9 protein-coding genes, 2 tRNA genes and 3 rRNA genes are annotated in these 17,947 nt (G+C 49.7%); 12 read left to right on the forward strand and 2 right to left on the reverse strand.

All coding sequences use genetic code 11. The annotated features are described in order from the left end of the window. Positions 1 to 185: 185 nt before the first annotated feature. The 8 genes from rpoD to C7I86_RS15565 all read left to right on the forward strand — a co-directional run bounded on the left by rpoD (position 186) and on the right by C7I86_RS15565 (position 9,732). Entirely contained in the window at positions 186 to 1,463 is a 1,278-nt protein-coding gene (rpoD, locus tag C7I86_RS15530) for an RNA polymerase sigma factor RpoD (RefSeq protein WP_010874154.1), read from the forward strand. Positions 1,464 to 1,963: 500 nt separating this feature from the next. Further along, positions 1,964 to 3,452, forward strand: a 16S ribosomal RNA gene (locus tag C7I86_RS15535). Positions 3,453 to 3,594: 142 nt separating this feature from the next. Next, positions 3,595 to 3,668: transfer RNA gene (locus tag C7I86_RS15540), tRNA-Ile, on the forward strand. A 249-nt stretch (positions 3,669 to 3,917) separates the two neighbouring features. Beyond that, positions 3,918 to 6,801, forward strand: a 23S ribosomal RNA gene (locus C7I86_RS15545). A gap of 72 nt (positions 6,802 to 6,873) precedes the next feature. Further along, a 5S ribosomal RNA gene (rrf, locus tag C7I86_RS15550) occupies positions 6,874 to 6,991 on the forward strand. The 16S, 23S and 5S rRNA genes sit together here with 1 tRNA gene alongside, the layout of an rRNA operon. A 200-nt stretch (positions 6,992 to 7,191) precedes the next feature. Then, positions 7,192 to 7,953 carry a hypothetical protein gene (locus tag C7I86_RS15555; protein WP_010874155.1) on the forward strand — a complete coding sequence of 254 codons (762 nt, stop codon included), beginning with the start codon at positions 7,192 to 7,194 and terminating at the stop codon, positions 7,951 to 7,953. Between the two features lie 2 nt (positions 7,954 to 7,955). Continuing rightward, positions 7,956 to 8,498 carry a DUF427 domain-containing protein gene (locus C7I86_RS15560; protein ID WP_010874156.1) on the forward strand — a complete coding sequence of 181 codons (543 nt, stop codon included), beginning with the start codon at positions 7,956 to 7,958 and terminating at the stop codon, positions 8,496 to 8,498. Positions 8,499 to 8,535: 37 nt separating this feature from the next. Continuing rightward, positions 8,536 to 9,732, forward strand: coding sequence for a GNAT family N-acetyltransferase (locus C7I86_RS15565; protein ID WP_010874157.1), 1,197 nt, complete (start codon positions 8,536 to 8,538; stop codon positions 9,730 to 9,732). A gap of 192 nt (positions 9,733 to 9,924) precedes the next feature. Here C7I86_RS15565 and C7I86_RS15570 read toward each other — a convergent pair. Beyond that, positions 9,925 to 10,008 (reverse strand) — tRNA-Leu (locus C7I86_RS15570). A gap of 146 nt (positions 10,009 to 10,154) precedes the next feature. On the opposite strand from C7I86_RS15570, the gene C7I86_RS15575 reads away from it, so the two are divergent. The 4 genes from C7I86_RS15575 (at position 10,155) to proC (ending at position 16,396) form a co-directional block, all read left to right on the forward strand. Continuing rightward, entirely contained in the window at positions 10,155 to 11,957 is a 1,803-nt protein-coding gene (locus tag C7I86_RS15575) for an aspartate kinase (protein WP_010874158.1), read from the forward strand. Positions 11,958 to 12,157: 200 nt separating this feature from the next. Next, entirely contained in the window at positions 12,158 to 13,153 is a 996-nt protein-coding gene (locus C7I86_RS15580; RefSeq protein WP_010874159.1) for a toll/interleukin-1 receptor domain-containing protein, read from the forward strand. A gap of 221 nt (positions 13,154 to 13,374) precedes the next feature. Further along, a complete protein-coding gene (locus C7I86_RS15585; RefSeq protein ID WP_014407162.1) occupies positions 13,375 to 15,459 on the forward strand; it encodes a M3 family metallopeptidase in 2,085 nt (694 codons plus the stop codon). Between the two features lie 133 nt (positions 15,460 to 15,592). Next, positions 15,593 to 16,396 (forward strand): pyrroline-5-carboxylate reductase, encoded by an 804-nt coding sequence (gene proC / locus C7I86_RS15590; protein ID WP_010874161.1) that lies wholly within the window; start codon positions 15,593 to 15,595, stop codon positions 16,394 to 16,396. Positions 16,397 to 16,410: 14 nt separating this feature from the next. On the opposite strand, the gene C7I86_RS15595 is transcribed toward proC, so the two are convergent. Beyond that, the gene (locus C7I86_RS15595) at positions 16,411 to 17,880 is read right to left on the reverse strand and encodes a glycoside hydrolase 100 family protein (RefSeq protein ID WP_010874162.1); all 1,470 of its coding nucleotides are present in this window, start codon (positions 17,878 to 17,880) and stop codon (positions 16,411 to 16,413) included. Positions 17,881 to 17,947 lie beyond the last annotated feature (67 nt).

Below are 17,947 nucleotides of genomic sequence, written 5' to 3' on the forward strand. Positions count from 1 at the left end.
CTAGCCTTCTCTAACACTTTTACGCCTGAATCCTTGCATTCTGTTTTTCCCCAACGAAGAAGTTAGAGAACCCCGAATCAATAGACTGACCGAGCGCACATCATCTAGCAACGCCTAGGGGTGGCCTCAACTTTGACTGACCAGCTAATTTTGTACACGACTTAGGAGTTAACGAGGAAAACGGCATGACCCAGACGAAAGAGCCACTCACCAAAGCTGAATCCGCCGAACTGGAGCAAGAAATAGAGCTAAGTCAATACATTAACACTGATGATATTGACGACGATGATATTGACGTAGAGGATTTAGAACAGGAAGTCGCCGCTACAGAAGGGAAGGAAAAAAAAGTCCGGAAAATTCGTAAGGACGCGGTTAAAAAGAAACCCTACACCGAAGACTCAATCCGTATCTATCTCCAGGAAATTGGCCGGATTCGTCTGCTCAGGGCCGAAGAAGAAATTGAACTAGCCCGTCAAATTGCCGACCTCCTCGAACTCGAGCTAATTCGGGACAACCTCACCCTTCAACTAGAACGCCAGCCCTCGGAACTGGAATGGGGTAAACAGGTCTGGAAGTTGGAAACCGCCAAACAACGGTTAGTAGGCGACAAGAAAAAAGAGCCGAAAAAGAAAGATATAGATAGTTACCTCGCCAATCCAGACAACGAATTAAGTCTGGAAAATGAATGGAGCCAACAGCCCAACAAAAATTTTGCCGCCTTCCGTCGTCGTCTTTTTCTGGATCGCCGAGCCAAAGACAAAATGGTGCAGTCTAACCTGCGGCTAGTAGTGTCCATTGCCAAAAAATATATGAATCGGGGTCTATCATTCCAAGATCTAATTCAGGAAGGTTCTCTAGGTTTAATCCGAGCTGCCGAAAAATTTGACCACGAAAAAGGTTACAAATTCTCCACCTATGCCACCTGGTGGATTCGCCAAGCCATCACCCGGGCGATCGCCGACCAATCTCGCACCATCCGCCTCCCCGTCCACCTCTACGAAACCATCTCCCGCATCAAAAAAACCACCAAACTCCTCTCCCAGGAAATGCGACGTAAACCCACCGAGGAAGAAATCGCCGAAAAAATGGAGATGACCATCGAAAAATTACGCTTCATCGCCAAATCCGCCCAACTTCCCATCTCCCTCGAAACCCCCATTGGGAAAGAAGAGGACTCCCGCCTAGGGGACTTCATCGAAGCCGACGGCGAAACCCCTGAGGATGAAGTATCCAAAAATCTGCTCCGGGAAGACCTGGAAAATGTCCTTGACACCCTCAGCCCCCGGGAACGAGACGTATTGCGTCTACGCTATGGCCTCGACGACGGCCGCATGAAGACCCTAGAAGAGATTGGGCAAATCTTTAACGTCACCCGGGAACGCATCCGTCAGATCGAAGCTAAAGCCCTGCGGAAACTGCGTCACCCTAACCGCAACAGCATCCTCAAGGAATATATCCGCTAATCCCCTTTATCCAGTGATATAACCCTCAGCGTTGTCTTGACCCCATCAGGACAGCGCTTTTTGTCTTTCTAGGGAGAATTCCAATTTCTATTGGACACACTGCACTGAATTCGTAATTCACGCACCCGGCCTAACCCATCAGGAAGCCCAAAAGAAGCCCCTGAAGCTCAGAATTTGTAGTTACCGGTGTCGAGCGAAGTTTTTTTCTATGGTTGAAGCCGTTACTATGACTGTGATTCAGGGATTTTGAAAAATATTTTGTGAAAAGGTGTTGACTTTTCTTGCGGTATTCCGTATATTGATAAATGCGCGGTTGAGAGCGAAAGCGACTCGAAAGCGCCCCGAACCTAGACAAAGAAATAGTTTGAGAGACAGAAACCAGACCCTTGTTAATTCAATTAACAAACCAAAGTCTGTTTCTACTTGACAAAGAGTGTAACTCAAGTCGGAAGAAATAGCAATAGAAAAGAGCCGAAACTTATAAATTGGTTATTTTTAACACAATGGAGAGTTTGATCCTGGCTCAGGATGAACGCTGGCGGTATGCCTAACACATGCAAGTCGAACGGAGTTCTTCGGAACTTAGTGGCGGACGGGTGAGTAACACGTGAGAACCTACCTTCAGAATGGGGACAACAGTTGGAAACGACTGCTAATACCCAATGTGCCGAAAGGTGAAAGATTTATCGTCTGAAGATGGGCTCGCGTCTGATTAGCTAGATGGTGGGGTAAGAGCCTACCATGGCAACGATCAGTAGCTGGTCTGAGAGGATGAGCAGCCACACTGGGACTGAGACACGGCCCAGACTCCTACGGGAGGCAGCAGTGGGGAATTTTCCGCAATGGGCGAAAGCCTGACGGAGCAATACCGCGTGAGGGAGGAAGGTCCTTGGATTGTAAACCTCTTTTATCAGGGAAGAAGTTCTGACGGTACCTGATGAATAAGCATCGGCTAACTCCGTGCCAGCAGCCGCGGTAATACGGAGGATGCAAGCGTTATCCGGAATTATTGGGCGTAAAGCGTCCGTAGGTGGTTATGCAAGTCTGCCGTTAAAGAATGGAGCTTAACTCCATAGGAGCGGTGGAAACTGCAAGACTAGAGTACAGTAGGGGTAGCAGGAATTCCCAGTGTAGCGGTGAAATGCGTAGATATTGGGAAGAACATCGGTGGCGAAAGCGTGCTACTGGGCTGAAACTGACACTGAGGGACGAAAGCTAGGGTAGCGAAAGGGATTAGATACCCCTGTAGTCCTAGCCGTAAACGATGGATACTAGGCGTGGCTTGTATCGACCCGAGCCGTGCCGAAGCTAACGCGTTAAGTATCCCGCCTGGGGAGTACGCACGCAAGTGTGAAACTCAAAGGAATTGACGGGGGCCCGCACAAGCGGTGGAGTATGTGGTTTAATTCGATGCAACGCGAAGAACCTTACCAAGGCTTGACATCCCTGGAATCCTGCGGAAACGTGGGAGTGCCTTAGGGAGCCAGGAGACAGGTGGTGCATGGCTGTCGTCAGCTCGTGTCGTGAGATGTTGGGTTAAGTCCCGCAACGAGCGCAACCCTCGTTTTTAGTTGCCATCATTAAGTTGGGCACTCTAGAGAGACTGCCGGTGACAAACCGGAGGAAGGTGGGGATGACGTCAAGTCATCATGCCCCTTACGCCTTGGGCTACACACGTACTACAATGGTCGGGACAACGGGCAGCGAGCTCGCGAGAGTAAGCGAATCCCATCAAACCCGGCCTCAGTTCAGATTGCAGGCTGCAACTCGCCTGCATGAAGGAGGAATCGCTAGTAATCGCAGGTCAGAATACTGCGGTGAATTCGTTCCCGGGCCTTGTACACACCGCCCGTCACACCATGGGAGCTGGTCACGCCCGAAGTCGTTACTCTAACCTTAGGGAGGAGGGCGCCGAAGGCAGGGCTAGTGACTGGGGTGAAGTCGTAACAAGGTAGCCGTACCGGAAGGTGTGGCTGGATCACCTCCTTTAAGGGAGACCTTTACCCCTTCATCTTGAAAGCAAAGTGCAAATAGAGAGAAGTTGGTCAACCAAAAGGTCGAGCAAGGGATTAACCGAGAGGTTAAAGAGTAGAAGTCTTTCAAACTATTGCCTAGGCGAGGTAAAAGGCAAGGGCTATTAGCTCAGCTGGTTAGAGCGCACCCCTGATAAGGGTGAGGTCTCTGGTTCAAGTCCAGAATGGCCCACCTAACCAAAAAAGCCAAAGAGAAGGATAAACCCTTCAGCATCCTGTCTGATGAGAGTCAGAGGGAATGCTGGATGTAAGTCCAGTAAGGACCTTGAAAACTGCATAAAGAAAAGAGAAAGCAGGGAAAATCTTGCTCTTCCTAACCGTTTTGATGTTAACCACAAGGCTTTTGGCTGAGTGTGAGACTGAAGGGCGGTGAAGGTAGGGGGAAAGATGATCCTAGTTAGCAAAAAGAAGATCTTAAAAAGGTCAAGCTACAAAGGGCTAACGGTGGATACCTTGGCACACAGAGGCGAAGAAGGACGTGGTTACCGACGAAACGCTTCGGGGAGCTGGAAACAAGCATTGATCCGGAGGTGTCCGAATGGGGCAACCCAAGTGAACTACCCGCTGAATAAAATAGGCGGGAGAGAGCAAACCTAGTGAACTGAAACATCTTAGTAGCTAGAGGAAAAGAAAACAAAAGTGATTCTCCAAGTAGCGGCGAGCGAACGGGGAACAGCCTAAACCAATCTTTTCGAAGATTGGGGTCGTGGGACAGCAACGTGGACTGAGTAGATTAGACGAAGCAGCTGAAAACTGCACCAGAGGAGGTGAAAGTCCTGTAGTCGAAAATTGAATCAGCCTAGCTGTATCCCGAGTAGGTCGGAGCTCGTGGAATTCCGATTGAATCAGCCGGGACCACCCGGTAAGGCTAAATACTACTGTGTGACCGATAGCGTAAAGTACCGCGAGGGAAAGGTGAAAAGAACCCCGTTGAGGGGAGTGAAATAGAACATGAAACCGTTAGCCTACAAGCAATGGGAGCTCGATTAAACGAGTGACCGTGTGCCTGTTGAAGAATGAGCCGGCGACTTACAGGTTGTGGCAGGTTAAGGTGTGTTGCACCGAAGCCAAAGTGAAAGCGAGCCTGAATAGGGCGTTAGTCACAATTTGTAGACCCGAACCCGGGTGATCTAACCATGGCCAGGATGAAGCTTAGGTAACACTAAGTGGAGGTCCGAACCGACTAATGTTGAAAAATTAGCGGATGAGCTGTGGTTAGGGGTGAAATGCCAATCGAACCCGGAGCTAGCTGGTTCTCCCCGAAATGTGTTTAGGCGCAGCGGTTGTAAAGTCAACTTGGGGGGTAAAGCACTGTTTCGCTGCGGGCGGCGAGAGCTGTACCAAAGTGAGGCAAACTCAGAATACCCAAGAAGAAACGACCAGTAAGACGGTGGGGGATAAGCTTCATCGTCGAAAGGGAAACAGCCCAGACCACCAGCTAAGGTCCCCAAATCATCACTAAGTGAGAAAGGAGGTGGGAGTGCATTGACAACCAGGAGGTTTGCCTAGAAGCAGCAATCCTTAAAAGAGTGCGTAATAGCTCACTGGTCAAGCGCTCCTGCGCCGAAAATGAACGGGGCTAAGTGATGTACCGAAGCTGTGGACTCAGATATGAGTGGTAGGGGAGCGTTCTGTATAGGGTGAAGCACTAGCGGCAAGCAGGTGTGGACAGTACAGAAGTGAGAATGTCGGCTTGAGTAGCGAAAATATGGGTGAGAATCCCATACCCCGAAATCCTAAGGGTTCCTCCGGAAGGCTCGTCCGCGGAGGGTTAGTCAGGACCTAAGGCGAGGCCGAGAGGCGTAGTCGATGGACAACCGGTCAATATTCCGGTACTGATTATAGATTGTGGCGGGGGACGGAGAAGGCTAGTGCAACTGGAAGTTGGTTACCAGTCCAAGCATTCGAGGCGATGAGAGACGGCGAAAACGTCTTGAGCAGAGGTGTGATGGGGAGTCTCTACGGAGACGAAGTGCATGATGTCAAGCTTCCAAGAAAAGCCCGAACCACGTTAATTTATAGTCACCTGTACCCGAAACCGACACAGGTAGGAAGGTAGAGAATACTAAGGGGCGCGAGGTAACTCTCTCTAAGGAACTCGGCAAAATTACCCCGTAACTTCGGGAGAAGGGGTGCCTCCAGCAATGGAGGTCGCAGTGAATAGGCCCAGGCGACTGTTTACCAAAAACACAGGTCTCCGCAAAGTCGTAAGACGCAGTATGGGGGCTGACGCCTGCCCAGTGCCGGAAGGTTAAGGAAGTTGGTCAGGGAGTAATCCTGAAGCTAGCGACTGAAGCCCCGGTGAACGGCGGCCGTAACTATAACGGTCCTAAGGTAGCGAAATTCCTTGTCGGGTAAGTTCCGACCCGCACGAAAGGCGTAACGATCTGGGCACTGTCTCGGAGAGAGGCTCGGCGAAATAGGATTGTCTGTGAAGATACGGACTCCCTGCACCTGGACAGAAAGACCCTATGAAGCTTTACTGTAGCTTGGAATTGGGTTCGGGCTTTGCTTGCGCAGGATAGGTGGGAGACTATGAAGTTGCTCTTGTGGGAGTAATGGAGTCAACGGTGAGATACCACTCTGGTGAGGCTAGAATTCTAACTTGTTCCCGTTATCCGGGAGAAGGACAATTTCAGGTGGGCAGTTTGACTGGGGCGGTCGCCTCCTAAAAGGTAACGGAGGCGCGCAAAGGTTTCCTCAGGCTGGTTGGAAATCAGCCGAAGAGTGTAAAAGCAGAAGGAAGCTTGACTGTGAGACTGACAAGTCAAACAGGGACGAAAGTCGGCTTTAGTGATCCGACGGCACTGAGTGGAAGGGCCGTCGCTCAACGGATAAAAGTTACTCTAGGGATAACAGGCTGATCTCCGCCAAGAGTTCACATCGACGCGGAGGTTTGGCACCTCGATGTCGGCTCATCGCAACCTGGGGCGGTAGTACGTCCCAAGGGTTGGGCTGTTCGCCCATTAAAGCGGTACGTGAGCTGGGTTCAGAACGTCGTGAGACAGTTCGGTCCATATCCGGTGTAGGCGTAAGAGTATTGAGAGGAGACTTCCTTAGTACGAGAGGACCGGGAAGTACGCACCTCTGGTGTACCTGTTATCGTGCCAACGGTAAACGCAGGGTAGCCAAGTGCGGAGTGGATAACCGCTGAAAGCATCTAAGTGGGAAGCCCACCTCAAGATGAGTACTCTCATGGTGTTAAGCCAGTAAGGTCACGGGAAGACTACCCGTTGATAGGCTCTAGATGGAAGTCCAGTAATGGATGAAGTCGAGGAGTACTAATAGACCGAGGGCTTGACCTTTATTCTTCATTTTTCTTTCTCTTTTCTTGTGCAGTCTTCTGGGTTTCTTCTCAGCAAAACCCAAAAATCTTTCTTGGTGTCTTTAGCGTCATGGAACCACTCCGATCCCATCCCGCACTCGGTTGTGAAATGTGACAGCGGCGACGATACTCTGGGGGTTGCCCCACGGCACAATAGTCCGATGCCAAGTTCCTCTTTCTTCAAACCCCCCAACGAGTAGTTGGAGGGTTTCGCTTTTGGCGCTGATGGGCTGATGGAATGATAAACATGGATAGTTGGCAGAAATAGGGTTTTCTTTCCTGTGCCATTGCTTGATAATGGTGTTAGGAGATGGCTATATGGTTAACTTAGCGATTTTCGTTGATTTATTCCTAGATAGGTATAAAGACTGTGGTAATTCCAACCCTTAAGGCACCCAATCGTAATGGACGAGCAAGCATTATTGTGAATGCCAAGGTGAAGCAGGAGGGTCGCTTAATTGCGGCTTCCCCTGTGACGGAAAGAATGGTCAATGCTTTGAAGGAATCGATCGCCGGTTGTTCCCCGGAAACGATTATTGAGACAGTGGCGGTGGCTAGTTTATGGTCGGATCAGGCCCAGCAACAAACCCAAATGGGGGGGCGAATTTACTGCCCGTTGACAATTCAGTTACCCCATTGGTTGGATTTTCCGGGACAAAGTATCTACCAGGCATGTCAGGAAATTAATGCCCGCCGTCAGTGGGTGAGCCAACAGCTTAATTTGCCTTTGTGTAGTGATGATAATTGGTTGGGGGATCATTGGTTACCGATTATTGTGACGGTCAATGGTATACAATTCTTACCTCTAATTTATGAGGGGATGATGCCCAATGCCTATGAGATGGTGTCCTGGGATTTACCCCCCTACCAACGCTACCAAAGTAGTTTAGAGAATTTGGCCCAGGCTTTGCTCAAGGAGCTAAAGGCTCCGCCAGCGGTTTATTTGCTACAGTTTAGCCTTGCCCAAGGATTATTATTTGACCGCCTTTGGCCATTTCCAGCGGCGCCGGCCATTGCCACCATTAACCACGGCCACGCCAATCTGTACACTTACCATTGGTGTTGTTTAAATAATCTGCCCCTACCGACTGGTTTGGACGATCGCCAACCCCAACAATTACTGAGCCTTTGACCATGCCCCAACCCATTACCCCCCAACCAGGGCAGGAGTCGGTGTGGGACTATCCCCGTCCCCCCAGAGTTGAAGCTTCTAGCCAAAGGGTCGTGGTCGTTTGTGAGGGGATCACCATTGCCGACAGTTGCTTGACCCAACGGGTGTTAGAGACAAGCCATCCACCGGTTTACTACTTTCCTCGCCAGGATGTCCGGACTGAGTATCTGGATATATCTACTAGACATTCCTATTGTGAATGGAAAGGGGAGGCTGGTTATTATCATTTCAGTTTAGGCGATCGCCGGCGAGATAACGTGGCCTGGTTTTACCCCACTCCCAATCCCAGTTTTAGTGCTATCAAAGATTACATAGCCTTTTACCCCAGTAAAATGGATGCTTGCTATGTGCATGACGAATTGGTCACTGCCCAGCCAGGGGATTTTTATGGGGGTTGGATTACAACCAAAATTGTTGGCCCTTTTAAAGGAGGCATTGGCACTTGGGGTTGGCGATTAGCCAGTCGATGCAGGGGCTGGTTGCAGCGGAGAGCAATATTTCGTTAGATTACCGAAAAGCACCCGATTGCTGTTGCAATTAACCATGGCCAAGTCCCATTCTTCTGGTTTGACAGTGCGTTGGCACCATGCGTTGGCGGAAATTCCCCAACCCCAGTGGGACCGTTTAGCCGTCCCCCTACAAACCCCCTTTCTCGAATGGCATTGGCTCAATAACTTAGAAACTTCCGGCAGTGCTGTCCGTAATACTGGCTGGCAGCCTTGTCATCTGACTGTATGGCAGGGGGAAACTCTACTAGGAGCAGCGGCTTTATATCTTAAAGGCCATAGTTACGGAGAATTTGTTTTTGATCATCAATGGGCCGATTTGGCGCAACGACTGGGCATTGACTATTATCCAAAGTTGTTGGGTATGGCTCCCTTTACCCCCGCCGAAGGCTATCGTTTTTTAATTGACCCTGAAGCTAATGAATCTTTGGTCACCCAGATTATGGTGGAAGCCATCGACCATTTTTGCCAAACCAATCAAATTTCCGGCTGTAATTTTTTGTTTGTCGATCGCCAATGGCAAAAGCAAATGGAAAGTTTAGGTTTTACTAGTTGGTTGCACCATAGTTATATCTGGCAAAATCAAAATTTTCAAGATTTTGACGATTATTTGCAAATTTTTAATGCCAATCAACGGCGTAATATTAAACGAGAACGAAAAGCGGTGCAAAAGGCTGGCTTACGCATTCAAGTTTTACAAGGAAATCAAATTCCCCATCATTTTTTTCCTGCAATTTATCGTTTTTATAGTAATACCTGTGACAAATTCTATTGGGGTAGTAAATACCTCACTAAAAAGTTCTTTCAGTCTTTGTACGAAGATTACCGGGCTAGGGTAGTTTTGGTGCTAGCCTTTCCAGAGCATGATGATCAACATCCCGTTGGTTTATCTTTCTGTTTACGCAAAGGCGATCGCCTCTATGGTCGCTACTGGGGAAGCCTAGCAGATTATGATTGTCTGCACTTTGAAGCTTGTTATTACCAACCCATTCAATGGGCCATTGGGGAAAACATTCAACTATTTGATCCAGGGGCAGGGGGACGCCACAAACGCCGTCGAGGTTTTCCCGCCACAGCTAACTACAGTTTGCATCGTTTCTATCACCCCAAAATGCAACAAATTTTGCAAATCTACATCGATGAAATTAATGCCATGGAGCAGGCAGAAATTGATGCCATTAACCAGGATTTGCCCTTTAGTAGAAAGGAGGTTAGTTTGGCATTAGAACAATAAAAGCTGACTCAATTATCCTGCTCACAAGACTGACAAAATAGCTCTCTTCTATTGGGAGAGTATCATTTCTACCAAATCTTCTGGAGCTTTAGCAACTTGATAAAAAAGACAACAGCAGTGGAAGGCAAATTACTCCTAGGAGAAATTTGCCGAGTTGATAGTAAACCTTGATCAACTCAAATAGAGTTAGAATGCGGAACCCGGGACTTGAACCCGGAAGTCCTTACGAACACTAGAACCTGAATCTAGCGCGTCTACCAATTCCGCCAGTTCCGCTTGCGGTGGTTTTGCTTACCGAAAGACCATCATCCCCCAGGATTGACTGGAAGTCAACAGGCTTTTGTCAAGAAATAATAGCGGCTTAATTTTTTTGATACCATGGGGAACTGCCGACTTTTCCCCGGCCCTATCCCGAAATCACCATGGCATTAATCGTTCAAAAATTTGGCGGCACTTCCGTTGGCACTGTGGAGCGTATTCAAGCGGTGGCCCAACGCATTAAACGAACTGTGCAGGGAGGCAACTCCCTGGTGGTGGTGGTGTCGGCCATGGGAAAAAGCACCGATGTGTTAGTGGATTTAGCCCAACAGATTTCCCCCAATCCCTGTCGCCGGGAGATGGATATGTTACTTTCCACCGGGGAACAGGTATCCATTGCTTTGCTGAGTTTAGCCTTGCAGGAAATAGACCAGCCCGCCATTTCCCTCACCGGAGCCCAGGTGGGCATCGTCACCGAGGCCGAACATAGCCGGGCCCGCATTCTAGAAATTCGTCCCGATCGCCTGGAGCACCATTTAAGGGAAGGGAAAGTGGTGGTAGTGGCTGGTTTCCAGGGCATCAGTAGCGTAGAACATCTAGAAATTACTACCCTGGGACGGGGCGGCTCAGACACCTCTGCCGTGGCCCTGGCGGCGGCATTGAAAGCGGATTTTTGCGAAATTTACACCGACGTACCGGGTATTCTCACCACTGATCCCCGTTTAGTGCCGGAAGCCCAACTGATGGCGGAAATCACCTGTGACGAGATGTTGGAATTAGCCAGTCTGGGGGCGAAAGTACTCCATCCCCGGGCGGTGGAAATTGCCCGCAATTATGGCATTCCCTTGGTGGTGCGTTCCAGTTGGAGTGATGAACCGGGCACAAAAGTAGTGGCTCCCCCGGTGCAAAACCGTTCCCTGGTAGGGCTTGAAATTGCCAAGGCAGTGGATGGGGTGGAATACGACGCCGATCAAGCCAAAGTCGCTCTGTTGCGAGTGCCCGATCGCCCTGGGGTGGCATCAAAATTATTTCGGGATATTGCCCAACAACAGGTGGACATTGATTTAATTATTCAATCCATCCATGACGGCAACAGTAATGACATTGCTTTCACTGTTGTCAAAGATTTACTCAATACAGCGGAAGCCGTTACCAGCGCCATTGCCCCGGCCCTACGCAGTTACCCCGAAGCGGATCAGGAAGCGGAAATTATTGTCGAAAAAGGCATCGCTAAAATTGCCATTGCCGGAGCCGGTATGATCGGTCGTCCTGGCATCGCCGCCAAAATGTTCAAAACTTTGGCCGATGTGGGGGTCAACATTGAAATGATTTCCACTTCGGAAGTGAAAGTTAGTTGTGTTATTGATCAACGGGACGCAGACCGGGCGATCGCCGCTTTATCCAATGCTTTTGGGGTAACTTTATCTCCGCCGAAAAACCAAACGGACACTTCCCATTTACCAGCGGTGCGGGGGGTAGCCCTGGACCAAGACCAGGCCCAAATTGCCATTCGCCACGTACCCGATCGCCCTGGCATGGCAGCCCAACTGTTCACCGCCCTAGCAGAAGCCAACATCAGTGTGGACATGATTATCCAATCCCAACGCTGTCGCATTAATCAAGGCACCCCCTGCCGGGACATTGCTTTTATGGTGGCGGAAGGGGATAGCAGTCAGGCTGAGGCGATTTTGCAACCCCTGATCAAAGATTGGCTCGATGCGGCCATAGTTGTGAACAAAGCCATTGCCAAAGTCAGCATTGTCGGTTCCGGCATGATTGGCCATCCGGGGGTGGCGGCCCACTTCTTTGCTGCCCTGGCCCAGGAAAATATCAACATTGAAATGATTGCCACGTCGGAAATCAAAATCAGTTGTGTGGTGCCCCAGGATCGGGGAGTGGATGCTTTGAAAGCTGCCCACAGCGCCTTTAACTTAGCTGGCACGAAAACCGTCACTGTTCCAGCTTAGATCCTACTTTTCAAACACTCTTTAAAGGATTAAAAGAATATCTTTACTTTACGATTCACTTACCCTATCTATGAATGCTTTGAACTACTGGCTGAGCTGATCAGTCAAGTCGGAGTTCTGCTTACTTCTCGCCCCGTTAGCCAAAATACAAAATAACATTAACGTATAGTCTTAACCATTATTAGACGATTCAAATACAAATGACCAGAAATGTCCAGTTTGAAATCGCACTCTCCTTCGCAGGCGAAGATAGAGAATACGTTGATCGCGTCGCCAATCTTTTGCGTGAGGCTGGTGTAACTGTTTTCTATGACATTTTTGAAGAAGCCAATCTCTGGGGCAAAAACCTCTACGACTATCTTTCTGAGATTTATCAGGATAAGGCATTATTTACAATAATGTTCATTTCGGAACACTATTCAAGAAAGATGTGGACAAACCACGAACGGCAGGCAATGCAAGCTCGGGCCTTCCAAGAGCACCAGGAGTACATTCTTCCTGCACGCTTTGATGAAACCCCTATTCCGAGCGTCCTCCCAACAGTTGGCTATATTTCACTTCGAAGCAAGACACCCGAGGAATTCGTCGAAACAATCAAGCAAAAACTTATCGCTACTGGAAGAACAGTGCCATCCGCTTCGCTCAGGCGGGACTTCTTCACATTTGAAACCATTCTACGGCGTGAGCCAATCCATGCCACAGTCACCGTTATTGACTCCTCAGAGAAGCCGGTCGCATCCGCAATCGTTGTAGCAATCGCAGACAACAACACAACTAAGCAAGCTCAAACAGATCACTCAGGCATTGCCAAACTTGACATACCAACACGTCGGAAATACCAGTTGTTAGTCGCACATCCACAGTATCCCGGATCCATAGTTTCAACTTGGGATCCAGGATATGATATTCGAATAGTTGTGACTACAGTAGAGAATACAGGCTCAGTAATCTGCCATAGTACCTGCCACATTCCGGGTTTAGAGGGCCGCCTTAATCCAATACTCGATACCGGCTTTCGTAAGTATCTGTACGCCGACAACATCGCTATCGACGGCGGCAAACAACAACCGGCACACTTCGAGATAGACTCCCCAATTGAATTAGAAGACTCGAACGGCCTAGTTATGCTAGTGCGGGTACTTCACATACAGGGCAGAACATCGCTCATCCAATATGTACGACCCTGCAACGCCTAACGCGCCTTGCACGATTTTTTGGAAATTTGCCCGAGTTTTGGTTAAATGCACAACATTCAGTCGATTTATGGGATGTGGCCCAGGCAAGTGAGGAAGATATTTCCAAAATTCGGCCACTCAACGTTGTCTGATTTTTTCATTGCCTTCATGCCAAAATTTAGGGAGTGGTTTATCCACAAACCTTTTTCCTGCGACTTAAACCTTTCCGTTTTTCCATCACCATGACCCACACCGCCGTTGCCAATCCGCTCCTTCAAGGCCGGGACTTGCCTGCCTTTGACAAAATTCAACCCACCGATGTGGAGCCCGCAGTGACTACCCTGGTGCAGGAATTAGAAGCCCAATTAACTGAGTTAGAAAAATCTGTGCAGCCCACCTGGGAAGGATTGGTGGAACCTCTGACGGCCCTGGAAGAAAAACTGAGTTGGACCTGGGGCACCGTTTCCCATTTGATGGGGGTGAAAAATAGCCCCGAATTGCGCCATGGCTTTGAACAAGTGCAACCGTTAGTGGTAGGTTTCATTAGTCGGTTGGGGCAGAGTCGTCCCCTTTATGAAGCCTTTGTGGCCCTGCGGGATAGCGCTGAATGGGGAAATCTAGAACCAGCCCAGCAACGGATTGTGGAAAGTAATATCCGGGAAGCGGAACTAGGGGGCGTAGGTTTAACGGGGGAAAAACGGGACAGGTTTAACGCCATTCAATTGGAATTAGCGGAACTGGCCACCAAATTTTCCAATAACGTGTTGGATGCCAGCCAAGCGTTTGAGTTGAAACTGACCACCAAGGAAGAAATTGCCGGCTTGCCACCGAGTTTATTGGCTTTAGCCGCCCAAACTGCCCAACAGAAAGGGGAAGACAATGCTACTCCCGAGGAGGGCCCCTGGCTAATTACCTTGGACTATCCTAGCTATCTTCCTTTTATGAAATATAGCCAACGGGAGGATCTGCGGGAAAAGGTTTACCGGGCGTTTATTCGTCGGGCAGCGGATGGGCAGTGGGATAACCATCCCTTAATTGAGAGAATTTTGGCGCTACGGTTGGAAAAAGCCCAGTTGCTAGGTTTTGAAACCTATGCAGAGTTAAGTTTGTCCCGCAAAATGGCCCCCAATGTGGCCGCAGTGGAAAAACTGTTGGAGGAGTTACGGGTTCCCAGTTATAAGGCGGCGGAGCAGGAATTTGCCGATCTACAGAAATTTGCTGGGGTGGAAGAGCTACACCATTGGGATACGGCCTATTGGTCAGAACGGCAACGGGAACAGGAATTTGATTTTGATGCGGAGGCTCTGCGGCCCTATTTCCCCCTACCCCAGGTACTGGAAGGATTATTTGCCTTGGCTAAGCGACTATTTGGGGTCACCATTCAAGCCAGTGAAGAAGAGGTTCCTGTTTGGCACCCGGATGTGCAATTTTTCCGAGTGTTGGATGAATCGGGCACGGCGATCGCCAGTTTTTATTTAGATGCCTACAGTCGGCCGGCGGAAAAACGGGGCGGTGCCTGGATGGCGGATTGCTTAAACCGGGGTCAGGAATTAATCAATGGGCAAAAATCCCTACGTTTGCCAGTAGCTTATCTAATTTGTAACCAAACGCCGCCGGTGGGGGATCAGCCCAGCCTGATGACTTTTTACGAAGTGACTACCCTGTTCCATGAATTTGGCCATGGGTTGCAGCATTTACTAACCACCGTTAATTACAGCGGTGCGGCGGGCATCAATAATGTGGAATGGGATGCGGTGGAACTGCCCAGTCAGTTTATGGAAAATTGGTGCTATGACCCCACCACCCTGTTTAGTTTGGCCAAGCATTACCAAACCGGGGAGACTTTGCCCCAGGCGGAATACGAAAAAATCCTCGCCACCCGCAACTTTATGACCGGCTCTGCCATGCTCCGGCAGATTAACTTCAGCCTGCTGGATTTAGAACTACACCACCGTTACCGTCCCGACGGCCCGGAAACCATTGAGCAAATTGGCGATCGCCTGGCGAAAATCACCACCATTTTGCCTCCCCTGCCGGAAAATGCTTTCCTCTGCTCCTTTGGCCACATCTTTGCCGGGGGCTATGCCGCCGGTTACTACAGCTATAAATGGGCGGAAGTACTCAGTGCCGATGCCTTTGCCGCCTTTGAGGAGGTGGGCTTAGACAATGAAGCTGCGGTGCAAACTACGGGTAAACGTTTTCGAGAAACGGTGTTGGCCTTGGGGGGAAGCTTAGCGCCCGCAGTGGTCTTTGAAAAATTCCGGGGGCGACAACCGCAAACTGCTCCGCTGTTGCGTCATAACGGTTTGTTACCCAGTGCAACCTGATCAATTGCCCGATTGATGAATTGAGCAATGAACCCTAGCAACTCCCCTATCTCCCCGACTTAGCCATAGGATTCGGTGGAGTTGGGGGTTCAAGGTATAATTCTGAATACTATTGGGAATAGCCTAAATTACAGTGTCCATTCAACTCGGTATCATCGGCGGTGGAGTAATGGCTGAAGCCATCCTGGCCCGCTTAATCGCAGAAAAGACCTATGCCCCAGAAGAAATAATTGTGGGGGAGCCCCACGGTGCCCGGCGGGATTATCTCCAAAAAACCTATCAAGTTCGGGTTTCCCCCGATAACCAAGAGGCGGCTAATGTTTCTGAAGTGCTGCTGTTGGCCGTCAAACCCCAGGTGCTAGACCGGGTGCTAGCCAGTTTAGCAGGAGGAGCCAATCGTCCCCTGGTAATTTCCATTTTGGCCGGGGTTTCTCTGCAAAGAATTCAAAAGGGTTTTCCCGACCATGCCATCATCCGGGCCATGCCCAATACCCCCGCCACCGTTGGGGCCGGTATGACGGCGATCGCCGCGAATAAAATGGTGGAGCCGGATCAGTTGGCTAAGGCTAAGGCCATCTTTTCGGCGGTGGGCAATGTGGTGGAGGTGCCGGAAAATTTAATGGATGCGGTGACGGGGGTTTCCGGTTCGGGACCGGCCTACGTAGCTTTGATGATCGAAGCCCTGGCCGATGGTGGTGTTTTGGCCGGATTACCCAGGGCGATCGCCCAAAAATTGGCTTTGCAAACAGTGTTGGGCACAGCGGAGTTAATCAAGGAAACGGAGGAGCACCCTGCCCAGATTAAAGATAAAGTTACCAGTCCGGGGGGCACCACCATTGCTGGGGTAGCGGTATTGGAGAAGATGGGTTTTCGTTCCGCCATCATCGAAGCAGTGCGGGCGGCCTATCGCCGTTCCCAGGAATTGGGCAAAAAATAAATGGACAACGGAATTTAATGCAGCGCTTGATGCAAACTTTTCAAACTAGGCAAATCGAACATCAAAGCATCGTCGGGGTTAACTTCTGTGAAATGGTGTACTAGCAATAGGCCCACAATGGTCCAGGTTTGGTAGGAACGGGATTGTTGCCCGACCCAAAAGCCCGTGGGGCCATCAAAATATTCAGCCCATTTATGCTTGGGCAAACGGCGCAAAAGCACCTCATAGTTATTGCGAATTAGGTTCCCCATTTCCGCATACTCCACCGTGCCGTAGTTGGAATGGCAGCTATGGCGGAGCACCGCCACCACCAGAAACCAAAATAAACAGGGCCAATGGCCGGCGTTGTGGTAGCACCAGGGTAAATTTTTGCGGTCAAAGCCGGTTTTACTGCGCCAATCGTCATCTTTGAGGGGGGGATGGCAAATCCTCAGGGGCATTTGGGCACATAACTCCCGCTGATTATTTAATACCAAACGGAAAAAGGAACGTTGCTGGGCCAAGCTAGTGACATCGAAAATTGCCCCCAAGCAATTACCCAGGGAGAAAAAGCGAAAATCGGGGCGACCCGTGCGGATATTGCCGATTAAATAGCCTCCCCGATCGCCGAGCCAATCCTGGAGCCAGTTGGGAATGGTTTCTGTGTGGACATTATGTTCGTTGCTGGCTTCTTCACCGTACTGTTCCGTGGGACGGCGGCGGAGAGCTTGGACAATATTGCAATTAATCCAATAATGCTTGAGCAGATAGGTGCGGAGTTTTTTGAGCCAATCCACACTCAGGTTAAATTGATGACTCTGCTCCATCGTGAAGCTGTCAAAAGGATGGTCTTTATTGCTGCAATAACCCTTCGCCTTGAGGTCGATTAACAGTAACCCCGCCGCACTTTTCAGGGCTCCGTAGAGCAGGGTTTGGATTTCCAACGGCGCTCCCCACACATCCATGGGGCGGTCAATCATAAAGGCCCCGTCGGGCACAAACAAAGTGGGTGCATCCCGAAAGACTGGATGGAGAATGAGGTTTAAAAACTTTTGTAGCCCCAATTGCACATGGGTTTGTCTAGCCCAGGCTTCATTGCCGGTTCTTTGCACGTAGTAATAGGCCAAAATAGGCCACCAGAGGGACGCATCCACCGAGCAAACTCGACCGATCGCCCGTTGGCCATAGTCTGCCTTGAGTTCATGGTTTTCCGTTTCCACAAAACTAGTGGGAAAAATGCCGTAGGTGGGAAAGCCCTTACTTTGGAGGGTGAGGCAAATTTCCAAAAAGTTTTGGACAATTTCCGTTTCATTTTGCAGTAACAAGAAGATCATCACCGGCACATTGTCCCGAATGAAAACTTCCGTATAGTTCAAATCATGGTGATCCGATTGGGGAATGGCCGCCACCGTCCCCACGTATTGCCCATTGATTTTGACCATGGCTTTTTCGTAGAGCAAACGGCGGGCCTGGTCTAGGATTTGTTGAGCCTGGGGGGATTTCATAGCAAAAGATTAGGATTAATCTATGGGTCAAACTTAATTTTCCTGAACTAGTCTGACGATGTAAAGC

The sequence above is a fragment of the Synechocystis sp. IPPAS B-1465 genome (assembly GCF_003015225.1).
Classification (GTDB): domain Bacteria; phylum Cyanobacteriota; class Cyanobacteriia; order Cyanobacteriales; family Microcystaceae; genus Synechocystis.

Coding starts and splice junctions, on each gene's coding strand:
- C7I86_RS15565 (WP_010874157.1), top strand. CDS start 8,536: ATGGCCAAGTCCCATTCTTCTGGTTTGACAGTGCGTTGGCACCATGCG.
- rpoD (WP_010874154.1), top strand. CDS start 186: ATGACCCAGACGAAAGAGCCACTCACCAAAGCTGAATCCGCCGAACTG.
- C7I86_RS15595 (WP_010874162.1), bottom strand. CDS start 17,880: ATGAAATCCCCCCAGGCTCAACAAATCCTAGACCAGGCCCGCCGTTTG.
- C7I86_RS15585 (WP_014407162.1), top strand. CDS start 13,375: ATGACCCACACCGCCGTTGCCAATCCGCTCCTTCAAGGCCGGGACTTG.
- C7I86_RS15575 (WP_010874158.1), top strand. CDS start 10,155: ATGGCATTAATCGTTCAAAAATTTGGCGGCACTTCCGTTGGCACTGTG.
- C7I86_RS15580 (WP_010874159.1), top strand. CDS start 12,158: ATGACCAGAAATGTCCAGTTTGAAATCGCACTCTCCTTCGCAGGCGAA.
- C7I86_RS15560 (WP_010874156.1), top strand. CDS start 7,956: ATGCCCCAACCCATTACCCCCCAACCAGGGCAGGAGTCGGTGTGGGAC.